The 14,264-nt window shown below is 39.3% G+C and carries 10 protein-coding genes; 9 read left to right on the top strand and 1 reads right to left on the bottom strand.

Translation table 11 applies throughout. The features are described from left to right. Nucleotides 1-59: 59 nt before the first annotated feature. From HHT355_RS08865 to hisS, 5 genes are all read left to right on the top strand, one after another. Entirely contained in the window at nt 60-578 is a 519-nt protein-coding gene (locus HHT355_RS08865) for an adenine phosphoribosyltransferase (protein ID WP_103203105.1), read from the top strand. A gap of 75 nt (nt 579-653) precedes the next feature. Continuing rightward, on the top strand, nt 654-2,945 hold the full coding sequence (locus HHT355_RS08860; RefSeq protein WP_103203083.1) for a RelA/SpoT family protein: 2,292 nt from the start codon (nt 654-656) through the stop codon (nt 2,943-2,945). Between the two features lie 73 nt (nt 2,946-3,018). Then, nucleotides 3,019-3,648, top strand: coding sequence for an MBL fold metallo-hydrolase (locus HHT355_RS08855; RefSeq protein ID WP_103203082.1), 630 nt, complete (start codon nt 3,019-3,021; stop codon nt 3,646-3,648). Between the two features lie 32 nt (nt 3,649-3,680). Continuing rightward, nucleotides 3,681-5,159: a coproporphyrinogen dehydrogenase HemZ gene (gene hemZ, locus HHT355_RS08850; RefSeq protein ID WP_199179181.1), complete on the top strand. Its 1,479-nt coding sequence runs from the start codon at nt 3,681-3,683 to the stop codon at nt 5,157-5,159. A gap of 246 nt (nt 5,160-5,405) precedes the next feature. Beyond that, nucleotides 5,406-6,668: a histidine--tRNA ligase gene (gene hisS, locus HHT355_RS08845; protein ID WP_103203080.1), complete on the top strand. Its 1,263-nt coding sequence runs from the start codon at nt 5,406-5,408 to the stop codon at nt 6,666-6,668. A gap of 108 nt (nt 6,669-6,776) precedes the next feature. Here the strand turns inward: hisS and HHT355_RS08840 are convergent, their stop codons facing one another. After that, on the bottom strand, nt 6,777-7,757 hold the full coding sequence (locus tag HHT355_RS08840) for a LysR family transcriptional regulator (RefSeq protein WP_103203079.1): 981 nt from the start codon (nt 7,755-7,757) through the stop codon (nt 6,777-6,779). 190 nt (nt 7,758-7,947) lie between these two features. On the opposite strand from HHT355_RS08840, the gene HHT355_RS08835 reads away from it, so the two are divergent. From HHT355_RS08835 to HHT355_RS08820, 4 genes are all read left to right on the top strand, one after another. Next, nucleotides 7,948-9,822, top strand: a complete 1,875-nt coding sequence (locus HHT355_RS08835; RefSeq protein ID WP_199179180.1) for a sialate O-acetylesterase — start codon at nt 7,948-7,950, stop codon at nt 9,820-9,822. Between the two features lie 262 nt (nt 9,823-10,084). Further along, nucleotides 10,085-10,393, top strand: coding sequence for a Dabb family protein (locus tag HHT355_RS08830; RefSeq protein ID WP_103203078.1), 309 nt, complete (start codon nt 10,085-10,087; stop codon nt 10,391-10,393). Between the two features lie 84 nt (nt 10,394-10,477). Then, the gene (aspS, locus tag HHT355_RS08825; RefSeq protein ID WP_103203077.1) at nt 10,478-12,271 is read left to right on the top strand and encodes an aspartate--tRNA ligase; all 1,794 of its coding nucleotides are present in this window, start codon (nt 10,478-10,480) and stop codon (nt 12,269-12,271) included. 401 nt (nt 12,272-12,672) lie between these two features. Then, nucleotides 12,673-14,199, top strand: a complete 1,527-nt coding sequence (locus HHT355_RS08820; protein ID WP_103203076.1) for a sodium:solute symporter family protein — start codon at nt 12,673-12,675, stop codon at nt 14,197-14,199. Nucleotides 14,200-14,264 lie beyond the last annotated feature (65 nt).

Raw genomic sequence — 14,264 nt, 5'->3', positions numbered from 1 at the left:
ATATTCATCTATAATAGGATCAAAAATTAAAATTGATCCAAAGAAAGGTTTGGGTGAAAATGAAAGATTTAAAAGATTATGTAAGAAGTATACCTGATTTTCCGGAGCCCGGAATAATATTCAGGGATATTACAAGCATACTCCAAAGCAAAGAAGGATTAAAGCTTGCTATTGACAAAATGCAGGAGCTTTTAAAGGATGTAGATTTTGATCTTATAGTAGGTCCTGAGTCCAGAGGATTTATCTTTGGCGTTCCTATTGCGTATAATATGAATAAAGCATTTATTCCTGTAAGAAAAAAAGGGAAATTGCCTTGTGAAACCGTTTCAATCGATTATGAACTGGAATACGGCAAAGCATCTATTGAGGTCCATAAAGATGCAATCAAGCCAGGACAGAAAGTTGTTATTATAGATGACCTGATTGCAACCGGAGGAACCATTGAGGCCATAACCAAGCTGGTTGAAATGTTAGGCGGCGAAGTCGTAAAAATTATATTCTTAATAGAGCTTAAAGGCCTTAAAGGTCGTGAAAGATTGGCCGGATTTGATGTTGATGCAGTTATTCAATATGATTAATTATAATAGAAAGAAGTAGTATATGGTGAAATTGCAAAGAGTTTTGGTGTATGACATAAAAGAGGCGGTGATATTATGGATAATATAAACGATTATACAAATCAGGGCTTAATAAGCGAGCCGGCATCCATAGCGGTGCCAGCTTCTGTTGCTACGCCCGAAGAGTTGTATAAGCAGTTGACAGACAAAGTTATCAAGTATCATCCGTCTGCAGACATTACCTTACTGGATAAAGCCTACAAACTGGCTATGGAAGCCCATAAGGACCAGTACAGAAAATCCGGTGAACCTTATATCATACATCCACTCTCTGTTGCAAATATTTTGGCCGATCTTGAACTGGATAAAGAGAGTATAGTAGCGGGTCTTCTTCATGATGTGGTAGAGGATACCGAAATTACTCTCGAACAGATATCTGAAATGTTTTCTGACGAAATCGCTTTACTTGTGGATGGTGTAACAAAACTGACCCAGCTTAATTATTCCAAGGATAAGGTTGAAATCCAGGCAGAAAATTTAAGAAAAATGTTTTTGGCCATGGCAAAGGATATCCGAGTAATATTAATTAAGCTGGCAGACAGGCTTCACAATATGCGGACCTTAAAATATATGTCTCCGGAAAAGCAAAAAGAAATAGCCAGAGAAACCATGGACATTTATGCTCCCATTGCCCACAGGCTTGGTATATCCAAAATTAAGGTGGAGCTTGACGATTTGTCTTTAAAATATCTGGAGCCGGAAGTTTATAAGGAATTGGCGGAAAAAGTGGCATATAAAAAGAGTGAGCGCCAGGCTTATATCGACAGTATAGTTGAGGACGTCAAAAAACATATCAGTGAAGCCGGCATACAGGCAAAGATAGACGGCAGAATAAAACACTTCTTTAGTATTTATAAGAAGATGGTAAATCAAAATAAAACCTTTGACCAAATATATGATTTATTTGCCGTCCGTATTATTGTCAATACCTTAAAAGACTGCTATGCGGCTTTGGGTGTCATCCATGAAATGTATAAGCCGATACCCGGCAGATTTAAAGATTATATAGCCATGCCTAAGCCTAATATGTACCAGTCCCTTCATACTACATTAATAGGTCCCATGGGACAGCCTTTTGAGATTCAAATCCGTACTTTTGAAATGCACAGAACGGCAGAATACGGTATTGCAGCCCACTGGAAATATAAGGAGGGCATAGACGGAAAAGGTGTTACGACAAAGGCAGAAGAAGAAAAGCTGGCCTGGCTTAGGCAGGTATTGGAATGGCAAAGGGATTTGTCGGACAATAAAGAGTTTTTAAGCCTACTTAAAAACGACTTTGATTTATTCTCCGACAGTGTTTATGCTTTCACACCTACCGGTGATGTAAAAACCCTTCCGAGGGGTTCAAATACCATAGATTTTGCCTACAGCATTCACAGTGCCGTAGGAAATAAGATGGTCGGTGCCAGGGTCAACGGCAAGCTGGTTCCGATTGATTATGTTATTCAAAACGGAGACAGGGTAGAAATAATAACATCCCAAAATTCCAAGGGACCCAGCCGGGACTGGCTGTCTATTGTAAAAAGTACCCAGGCGAAGAATAAGATAAATCAATGGTTTAAATCAGTATTAAAAGAGGATAATATAAATAAAGGTAAGGAATTAATTGCCAACTACTGCAAGCAGAAAAATATTGTTTTAAGCGATCTGATGAAGCCGGAATATACGGCTGCCGTCCTTAGAAAATATGGCTTTAAAGACTGGGATTCTCTGCTTGCTGCCGTAGGACACGGCGGATTAAAAGAAAGCCAAGTTATAAACCGCCTTGTGGAAGAACACCGCAAGAAAAATATAGCGGAAATTACCGATGAAAGTGTTCTTTCAGGGATAGTCGGAAACAAGGACATTAAAATACCCACAGCAAAATCAAAAAGCGGCATAGTGGTAAAAGGTCTGCACGACTTGGCGGTAAGATTTTCAAAATGCTGCAGCCCGGTGCCCGGTGACGAAATAATAGGATTTGTAACCAGAGGCAGGGGTGTTTCCATTCACAGAACAGATTGTATAAATGTGATTAATCTTCCTGAAGAAGACAGGGCAAGGCTTATTGAAGCAGAATGGGATGAAAATGTTAAAGATGTCGGCGAATATCCTGCCGAAATTAAGATATACGCCAACAACAGGATCGGTGTTCTGGTTGACATATCCAGAGTTCTGACTGAAAACAAGATTGATGTAACTTCGATGAATGTAAGAACCAGCAAGCAGGGTACGGCATCCATCAGTATCGGATTTAAGATAAATGGCGTTGAGCAGCTGAATGAGATTATCGCAAAAATCCGTAATGTGGAAAGCGTACTTGATATAGAAAGGACAGCCGGATAACATTAAATACTAACAATAAATATTTTTAAGAATAATACTTTAAGTTTTGCACTATGAAAGCAGGTAAGGTGTTATGAAAAATATTAAGATAAAAACAATGGTGCTGGGCATGGTGCAGACCAACTGCTATATAGTAAGAGCCCGGGATTCAAAGGAAGCCGTCGTTATAGATCCTGCCGACAGGGCGGAAAAAATATATAGTTATTTAAATGAAAATGACCTGGTGTGTAAGCGTATACTTTTAACCCACGGTCATTTTGACCATATAATGGCTGCCGAAAAACTTAAAGCTCTGACCGGAGCCGGTATATACGCCGGTGAAAACGAAGAAACTCTTTTAAATGATTCCAATTTGAACGCGTCAATTAATTTTGGAAGAGAAGTAAGTTTAAAACCCGACTATTTCCTTAAAGACAAGGAAGAGTTCGAGGCAGCAGGTCTAATCTGGCAGGTTATATATACACCCGGCCATACGGAAGGCGGGGCTTGCTATTATTTGAAAGATGAGTCCACATTATTCAGCGGAGATACTCTTTTTTATGAAAGCATAGGAAGAACGGATCTTCCGACAGGAAATCATCAAAGACTAATAGAATCAATAAAAAGCAGGCTTTTTATATTGCCGGATGAAACGGAAGTTTACCCCGGTCACGGAAGGCCTACAACCATAGGGCATGAAAAACAATATAATCCTTTTTTATAGATTTGTTAAAATATTACACAATGGGAGCAAGAATGATAAAAGTTATCCTTTCCGACAGGACGTATGAAAATGATATCCATCCGCTGGTAAAAGCATTTTATCCGCGAAAAGAAGTGGTAATAACAGATAAAGATATACCGAAAGAAAGCGATATATCGGATTTCATACGGATGGATTTTGATAAAAATAAAATCAGTATATTTGCAGATATAGAAGGCAAACAGTATCAGGCGGCAACTGATGGGCCGGACCCGGTTACAGAAAAAGCCGCTTATAAAAATGCCTTAAAAAGGCTTTTATATAAGACCCTTTCGAAGCTGAGCAAAAAAGAACTTCCCTGGGGTACACTAACCGGTATCAGGCCAACAAAATTGGTATATGAAATGCTTGATAAGGGTATGGATGAAGAAACCATATATGCTATTATGGAAAAGGAATACCTTTGCTCCAGGGAAAAAACAGATTTAAGCATAGACATAGCTGACAGGGAGCGAAGACTTCTTCATAAAATGGATTATAAAAACGGATACAGCCTGTATATAGGCATACCCTTTTGCCCAAGCACCTGTCTGTACTGCTCTTTTCCCTCATTTTCTGCAGAAAGATTTGCCGGTCGTATAGAAGCCTATCTTGACGCCCTGGAAAAAGAAATTAGATACGGGGCCACTTGCTTTCCCGATAAAAAGCTTGTTTGCGTCTATCTGGGAGGGGGCACCCCTACTTCTCTTTCAGCCGGCCAGCTTGACCGTTTGCTTGGTTTAGTAAAAAAGCAATTTGATTTTACCCATGTGATGGAATTTTGTGTGGAGGCAGGGCGACCGGACAGTATAAATAAAGAAAAACTCGAAGTGTTGAAAAAGTGGGGCGTAAACAGGATTTCCATAAACCCTCAGTCTATGCAGCAAAAAACACTTGATCTTATAGGCAGAAGACATACGGTAGAACAGGTTGAAGAAGCTTTTGCCATGGCAAGGAAAATTGGCTTTGATAATATCAATATGGATATTATAATAGGACTTCCCGGCGAAACCCCTGAGGACGTGGAAGATACCTTAAAAAAGATAGGTAAGCTAAATCCGGACAGCCTGACAGTCCATACTCTGGCTATAAAGAGGGCTGCAAGGCTAAATGCCGAAAAAGAAAGTTTTTATAACCTGCAGCCGGTGGATGTACCTATAATGCTTGAGCTATCTATGGAATTTGCAAGAAAGAACGATTATCATCCTTATTATTTATACAGACAGAAGAATATGGCGGATAATCTTGAGAATATAGGCTATGCAAGAGACGGCAAGGAAGGTTTATATAATATTTTAATAATGGAAGAAAAGCAAACCATCCTGGCGTTGGGTGCCGGAGCTTTGTCAAAATTTGTGTTTTATGATGAAAACAGAATAGAACGGGTAGATAACGTAAAAAACCTGAATGATTATATTGAACGGATTGATGAAATGATTGCAAGAAAGCAGGAATTTCTTGCAAATAACCCGCAGTTGCTGAAAAGTAAATAGATAAATAGATTTTAAGTTATTTTAAATTTTATATTGCCTGGTTATATAAATTGAGTTAAAAAATTTATGAGTATTTATAAATGATATATATTCATTCTTTAAAATGACAAATAAATTAAATGGGTAAATTCCTCTATATACTTATGATAATAACAATACGAATTAATCAGCCATATATAATAAATTCCACATAATTAAAGGTCATAGGATTTAGGAAATTAAATTTAGGTTTTTAGGAGGATTATGATGATTACACAAAGACCGAAGGGAACACAGGATTGGTACGGTTCCAACATGTATAAGAGAACCATAATCGAGGAAACGGCCCGTAAGTTATGCCGGTCATATAATATTAAAGAAATAATAACTCCGGTTTTCGAGCATACGGTCCTTTTTCAGAGAGGTGTAGGGGAAACAACGGACGTAGTGCAAAAAGAAATGTATACTTTTGAGGATAAGGGAGGAAGAAGCATAACCTTAAAACCTGAAGGGACGGCAGGAACTGTCCGGGCTTATCTTGAAAACAGCTTATATGCAGAAAGCCAGCCTACAAAGTTGTTTTATGTTACCCAGGCTTTCCGCTATGAGAATCCCCAAAGCGGAAGATTAAGACAGCACCACCAATTCGGTGTCGAGTTCTTCGGTTCGGCAAGCCCCTTGGCTGAAGTGGAGATTATTTCCCTCCTTATGGAATTTTTGGAGAAGCTTGGCCTTAAGGGGATAAAACTGCATATCAACAGTATCGGATGCAAGAATTGCAGAAAAGATTACAATGAGGCATTGCTGGCCTTTTTAAATAAAAATGCGGACAAACTCTGTCCTACCTGTAAAGAAAGAATGACAAAAAATCCGCTAAGGGTATTGGACTGTAAAGTGGACAGCTGCAAGGAAATCGTAAAAGACGCTCCCAGAACCGTTGATTATCTGGATGAGGACTGTAGGAATCATTTTAATGAACTGCAGAATCTTCTTAATGACCTTGGTATTCCTTTCGAAGTTGATACGGGTATAGTAAGAGGCCTTGATTATTATACGAAGACGGTTTTCGAATTTATAAACAGCGAAGGATTTACCTTATGCGGCGGCGGCAGATATGATAATTTGGTTCATGAAATTGACGAAAAGCAGGATATTCCTGCGGTTGGTTTTGGTATCGGCATAGAAAGGATTATAAACGAACTGGAAGCACAAAAAGTTGAGTTACCAAAAGAACCCAATGTGGACCTGTATGTCGGTATTTTGGGTAAAGAAGCAAAGGCTGCGGCTTATAAGATAGTAAGGGATTTAAGAAAACAAGGCCTGATTGTGGAAACCGATTATATGGAGCGCAGCGTAAAGGCACAGATGAAATACGCCAACAAAATCGGTGCAATACACTCGGTAATAATCGGAGCTGATGAGCTTGCCACAGGCAAAGCAAATATAAAGAATATGGAAACCGGAGAACAGACCGAAATAAGCCTTAATGAAATAACTGTATTTATTAATAATTTTAAAAGCGGTAAATAAGATACTTGTGTAAATAGTGTTTCTAAACAATAAAACCTGCTGTAATTATACCAGTTTGGGACTGCATGACATTCCAAACAATATTTACAGCAGGTTTTTAAAATTTCATCAGTTTAGCGGCACAGGGTAGGACCAGGTACCGTATCCTATAAGCTTTTTAAGAAGTGATATATATTCCAGAGCGACTCTGGACAGATAGCGGTTTTTGCGGTAGACAATACATATATTACGGGTTGCTTTCGGGTGGTTAAGCTTATAATATATAGGATGTTTTTCATAATTACCGAATCTGATTAGGAAGTCGGGGACAAAAGTACACCCTATGCCGGCTAAAGCCCAGGAAAATGCGGTTTCCAGCCGCTCACTGCATAATATAACGTAAGGATTAAAGCCTGCCGACAGGCAAAACTCTGAAGCTATGTCATATAATTTTTGATTTTGCTTTACAAATATAAAAGGAGCCGACCTGAATACGGAAAGATCTACAGGGGGAGTTTTATGATACTTAACAGAGGCCATCTTTATGTCATAATTCGATATATGGTATGATTCCAGCCCTTTATTAATAGGATTGTCCGGAGGAACGGCAAGAAAGAGCTGTTCTACGGCAAGTTCTTCAACATGAAAAATATTTTCATCAAACGGGCCTGTGCTTAAAAAAAGATCAATACTGCCGTCCATGGCGGCTTCTTCCAGCTTGACGGTAACCTCTTCAAGGATATGTATGCTTATCCCGGGATATAACTCATGAAATTTAGCTATGCTTTTTGGCAACAAGCAGGAGGCACGAAAGGGACTGGTACCTATTCTTAACTCGCCAGTTTTTAAATTTGTAAGATCGGCTAACTTTATATGCAACTCCTCTTCAATTGCTTTAATTTTACGGGCAGCATTAACAAAAGCTTCTCCCGCAGGAGTAAGGCGTATGGGATTGGTGCTTCTGTCAAAAAGCTGAACACGAAGTTCATTTTCCAGATTTTTAATGAATTGGCTAAGGGAAGGCTGGGTTACATATAGTTTTTGTGCGGCTTTTGAAAAACTTTTTTCTTCCGCAAGAGTTAGAACATACTCAATCTGTTGGGTAGTCATATAAGCCTCCTTTTATCATAGGCAAATTATGGTATAAGTATAAGCTTATGAGAATAATAAGTCAATAACAATTAGCTTATAATAAAACGATTTGATACAATAAATATTAATAGAAAACAGTTAGTTGAGTTAACCATCCGTGGTACTGGCATTTTGATACTGTTAATTTTGAAAGGAGACTTACGATAAAATGACAAATAAAATTTGGCTTTCACCTTTACTAAGTGACGGAATGGTACTTCAAAGAGATTCCAGAGTGAAGATATGGGGAAAAGGGGTCCCGGGTAAAGAGCTAAAGCTAACATTTATGAATAATGAATATAAGACAGTAGTAAATGATGACGGCTGCTGGATGGTTGTCTTATATGATCTAAAGGCGGGCGGACCTTATGAAATAGTTATAAACCATGAGGATGAGGAAAAAGTAATTAAGGATGTCCTTGTGGGCGACGTATGGGTACTTGGCGGACAATCCAATATGCAAATTCCGGTAAGCCGTACCCTTGATTTATTCGAAGATGAGGTAAAAGGGGCAAATTATCCAGAAATAAGACAATTTACGGTGCCTATGGTCTATAATTTTAACGGGCCGGTAGACGAAGTTGCCGAAGGGATGTGGGTTCCTGTAAATCCCGAAACGGTATACAGTTTCAGTGCCATAGGCTATTTCTTCTCAAGGAAAATATATGACAAATATAAAATACCGATCGGACTGCTCTTTACCGCAATCGGCGGAACACCGGCAGAAGCCTGGATGAGTGAAAAAACACTTATGAGATTTGACAGATATACGGATATTTTGGAACAATGCAAAGACGAATCTTATGTAAAGGATACCATAGCAAGTGATGCCGAAAGAATTCAGAACTGGTATGACGAACTTTTCAAAAAAGACGAAGGCCTGCATGAAATACCTGAACCCTGGTACAGTGAAAAATATAACGACAGCGATTGGAGAGATATTGATTTACCGGCAAGCTTCCGAGGGACGGAACTGGAACCTATAAGAGGGTCTGTATGGTTAAGAAAAGAATTCTGGCTTCCCGAAAGGCTGGCAGGTAAAGAAGGAAAACTGATACTTGGCACACTCATTGATGGCGATGATACTTATATAAACGGTGTCCAGGTCGGAAATACAGGATATCTTTATCCTCCAAGAAGATATAAAATTCCGGAAGGATTATTAAAAACCGGAAGAAACGTAATCGCAGTACGTCTTATTATTACTTCCAATATCGGCGGATTTGTAACTGATATGCCCTATTATATTAAGATTGAAGACGAGCAAATACCTATATCAGGAACATGGAGATATAAGATAGGGGCTATATCAAAAGCACAGGATCCTATTACTTTTTTCCAATATAAACCTACCGGCCTTTATAACGGTATGATTTATCCTTTGAGAAACTACAGTATCAGGGGTGTTCTTTGGTACCAGGGCGAATCAAATACCGGATACCCTTACGATTACAAAGAACTGTTTGAGGCCGTTATAAACGACTGGAGAAAGCTTTGGGACTTAGGAAATATACCTTTCTATTATGTGCAGCTTGCCAACTATTGCCCGTGGAGGATGGAACCGGAAGTCAGCGGTTGGGCTGAACTAAGGGAGGCACAAAGGCGGGTACTGGAATTACCCAATACCGGCATGGCAGTAACAATTGATGTGGGTATGTATAATGATCTTCATCCTTGGGATAAAAAGAGTGTCGGTGAGAGACTGGCTCTTTGGGCGTTAAATCATGTGTTTGGTGAGGACATCGTTTGCAGTGGGCCTATATATGACAGGATGATAGTGGAAGAAAACAAAATCAGGCTATATTTCAAATATACCGGCAGCGGTTTGACAGTAAAGGGAAATAAGCTTGAAACTTTCGAAATATGCGGAAAAGACGGTGTCTTTTATCCTGCCGAAGCCGAAATAGATAATGACAGTGTTGTAGTATACAGCAAAAAAGTACCGCAACCTTCAAGGGTCCGTTATGCCTGGGCGGATAATCCCGAAAAGGCAAATTTATATAATAAAGAAGGACTTCCCGCATCTCCATTTATAACACAATAGTCTGCATAAATCATATCTATTAAGAAGGCTGTTTCATAAAGGTTTGAGAATTTTTAATCCTAAAACCTGGCCGATTTGAAGCGGCCTTCTTTTGTTTGCTTTTAAATACGATCAGAAAGGATTGATATAATACATAATACCGTTTTAAATTTCTGATACGAATTTTTTGACACATATGTTATAATTATCTGAGTCAATTAGAATACTGAAATATATTTTTGGATTTTAAAATGAAAATACAGAGCGGCAAGGGGGATAATATATGATAAGGCATATAGTGGCATGGAATTTCAGAGAAGAATTCTCAGAAGAAGAAAACAAAAAATACGCTGAAGAAATTAAAAGAGAATTGGAAAACTTAAAAAACCTGATTGACGGGATTGTATCATTAGAGGTGCTTATAAAGCCCATGTTTTCTTCTGATGCGGATATTCTTCTTGATTCGGTCTTTGTAAGTGAGGAAGCCTATAAGGCATATCAGACACATCCTGAACATGTAAGAGTGGGGACTGATATAGTAAGGCCGAGGACCTGCAACAGAAGATGCCTGGACTTTTACGTCAACGAATAAATGAAGTAAAATAATCAGTAGACAGTTTTAAATAAATTAATTAAAATATATGGCATACTTATAGAAAAAGGAGATTGTGAAAATATGGCTGAATCAATGAAAGGTTTACGCAGAAGCCATCGTTGTACAGAAGTATCAAGAAATAATGTCGGTGAAACAGTAACGGTAATGGGATGGGTACAAAAAAGCAGGAATAAGGGCGGTATAATATTTGTAGACTTGAGAGACCGTTCCGGAATTCTGCAGATTATATTTGAAGAAAGCGATATCGGCAGCGAAGGCTTTGCCAAAGCGGCACGTTTAAAGAGTGAATATGTAATTGCCGTTACCGGAAGAGTAGAATACAGATCCGGTGCGGTAAATGAAAACCTGGTAACAGGAGATATAGAAATAAGAGCTCATGATTTAAGAATTCTTTCAGAAGCGGAAACCCCTCCTTTCCCTATTGAGGAGGACAGCAAAACCAAGGAAGACTTAAGACTTAAGTACAGGTATTTGGATCTTAGAAGGCCGGATTTACAAAGAAACCTGATGCTAAGAAGCAAAGCAACGACTGTGGTTCGCAAATTCCTGACGGAAGAAGGTTTCCTTGAAATAGAAACGCCCATGCTGACAAAAAGCACACCGGAAGGAGCAAGGGATTATCTGGTTCCTAGCCGTATATATCCCGGCAATTTCTATGCCCTTCCTCAATCACCCCAGCTATTTAAGCAGCTTTTGATGGTCGCCGGATACGACAGGTACTTCCAGATAGTAAAATGTTTCCGTGACGAGGACTTAAGAGCTGACCGTCAGCCGGAATTTACCCAGATAGATATGGAATTGTCCTTTGTTGATGTTGACGACGTTATCGATGTAAACGAACGGTTGCTTAAGACCCTGTTTAAAGAATGCATCGGTATAGATGTTGAACTTCCGATACCGAGAATGACCTATGCGGAAGCTATGGAAAGATTCGGCTCCGATAAGCCTGATATCCGTTTCGGCATGGAGCTTAAGAACGTATCGGAGATAGTTAAAAACTGTGGTTTCGGTGTATTTACATCAGCCATAGAAAACGGCGGTTCTGTCCGCGGCATCAATGCCCAGGGACAGGCAAATATGCCAAGAAAACAGATAGATTCTTTGGTTGACTTCGTAAAAGATTTCGGAGCCAAAGGTTTGGCCTACCTTGCAATAAATGAGGACGGATCTTACAAGTCATCCTTTGCAAAATTCATGACCGAGCAGGAACTGGCAGATTTGGTTAATGCTATGGAAGGAAAGCCGGGAGATTTATTGCTCTTTGCCGCCGATAAGGATGATATCGTATTTGCCGCCCTCGGAAATTTACGGGTAGAGTTGGCAAAAAGGCTGGATCTTTTGAATAAAGACGAGTATAAATTCCTTTGGGTTACGGAATTTCCTCTGCTTGAATATTCCGAAGAAGAGGGCAGATACGTGGCCAAGCATCATCCTTTTACCATGCCTATGGATGAAGACCTTCACTTGCTTGATACGGACCCCGGCAAGGTCAGGGCAAAGGCTTATGATATTGTATTAAACGGCACCGAGATTGGAGGCGGTTCCGTAAGAATATATCAAAGCGAAGTTCAGGAGAAAATGTTTGAAGTTTTAGGCTTTACCAAGGAAGACGCTTACAACCGTTTCGGCTTCCTTCTTAATGCATTCAAGTACGGTGTACCTCCTCATGCAGGTTTGGCATACGGTCTTGACCGTCTTATCATGCTTATGGCAAAAGAAGACAGTATCAGGGATGTAATAGCTTTCCCCAAGGTTAAAGACGCTTCATGCCCGATGACTGAAGCACCAAGTACTGTTGATGATAAACAGCTAGCAGAGCTTGGAATTGCCGTTGTGGCAAATAAAGAAGAATAAAATTTTAGAAAAATTTTTATAAAACTGCACCCAAAATGTTAGTAAAACAGCATTTTGAGGTGCAGTTTTATTATGTTTGAAATTTATTTAATTTTAACTGTTGATGATAGCGGTTTCCCCCATCTTCCATTTAAGAATTGAACGGATTTCTTATATTGGGGATGGTTTTTATTATAAAACAGATATAGTAAGAGAAAACAGATGTCTGCTTGGGGGATTTAATTCTGGCTCAATAGGATACCTTATTTGATTGTGTAAATTATACAAAATTTTACTGCAGCGACCTAAAAATATTGTCAAAGTATTGACAGAAAAATTAATAAGTGCTACCATTACTTTACGACATAGACGCTTTAAAGCGTTAAACGAATAAAGAATACATAAAAAGGAAGGTATAAAAAGTGGTAATAAAGTTATTATTTTTGGTTTCTTTCTTTGCAATTATGATTGCAGTCGGAATCTTTGCCAGAAAGTATGCCACTAATGTCGGGGATTTTGTATTGGGAGGAAGAACTGTAGGACCGTGGCTTACGGCCTTCGCTTATGGGACCTCTTATTTTTCTGCGGTGGTTTTTGTCGGATATGCCGGTCAGTTCGGATGGAGATTCGGTTTATCCGCCACCTGGATCGGAATAGGCAATGCCATAATCGGAAGTTTGCTGGCATGGGTAATACTCGGACGCAGAACCCGTATTATGACCAATCATCTTAAATCTTCCACCATGCCTGACTTTTTTGGCAGCAGATATGACAGTAAAGCCTTAAAAGTTGCCGCATCACTTATAGCTTTTATTTTTTTGGTTCCTTATACCTCATCGGTTTACAACGGTTTATCAAGATTGTTCGGCATGGCCTTTGATATTCCTTATTGGGTGTGTGTTCTTACTATGGCGGTACTTACCGGTATATACGTTATAGCCGGAGGTTATATGGCAACAGCCATAAACGATTTTATTCAGGGAATAGTTATGATAATCGGGATAATTGCTGTGATTGCGGCTGTTCTTGGAAGACAGGGAGGCCTGTTATTAGCTGTCGAAAAGCTTGCTGAGCTTGAGAGCGATTTTCCCGCAACTATAGGACAAGATGGAATGTTTACTTCCATATTCGGTCCCGATCCCTTCAATTTAATCGGAGTAGTAATTTTAACATCCCTGGGAACCTGGGGCCTTCCTCAAATGATACATAAGTTTTATGCCATAAAGAATGAAAAATCCATCAAGACTGGAACGGTGATTTCTACTGTATTTGCTATTGTTATAGCCGGGGGTTGCTATTTTCTTGGAGGATTCGGAAGACTGTTTGACAGTCCAGCTATTTATAACGACCAGGGCAGGGTTATGTATGATGCTATTATACCAAGCATGCTTTCATCTTTGTCGGATGCAATGATTGGGATGGTTGTCGTTTTGGTGCTGTCAGCTTCTATGTCGACTTTATCGGCTCTTGTACTGACATCCAGTTCTACAATTACGTTAGATCTGATTAAGGGGGCACTCTATAAGGACTTAAGTGAGAAGAAGCAGATCAGGATAATGAGAATATTGATTCTGTTATTTATAATGCTTTCGGTAATTCTTGCCCTTAATCCGCCTGTCTTTATAGCACAGCTTATGGGAATTTCATGGGGAGCTTTGGCGGGAGCATTTTTGGCGCCGTTTTTATACGGAATATACTGGAAAGGGGTTACAAAAACTGCGGTTTGGACAAGTTTTGCAACCGGTGTGGGAATTACAACAACCAATATGATCTTCGGATATATCAGTTCTCCTATTAATGCCGGGGCTTTGGCTATGGTTGCAGGACTTATAGTCGTGCCTGTAGTCAGTATCCTTACCCCTAAAATGAAGAAGGAAAAAGTAGAGGAAATTTTTGAGTGCTACCAAAAGACAGAAAGCAAAGGAAGCTACATACCGGTACAGGAGTAGTTTAATCGCTTATAAAGTAAAGGTTAAATGTAAAATGCAGATGCTAACTGTAGGCAAATTAACAA

The organism is Herbinix hemicellulosilytica, from assembly GCF_002904165.1.
Classification (GTDB): domain Bacteria; phylum Bacillota; class Clostridia; order Lachnospirales; family Lachnospiraceae; genus Mobilitalea; species Mobilitalea hemicellulosilytica.
Note: the sequence above shows the minus strand (reverse complement) of the source record. Positions and strands in the feature narration are given on the sequence as shown.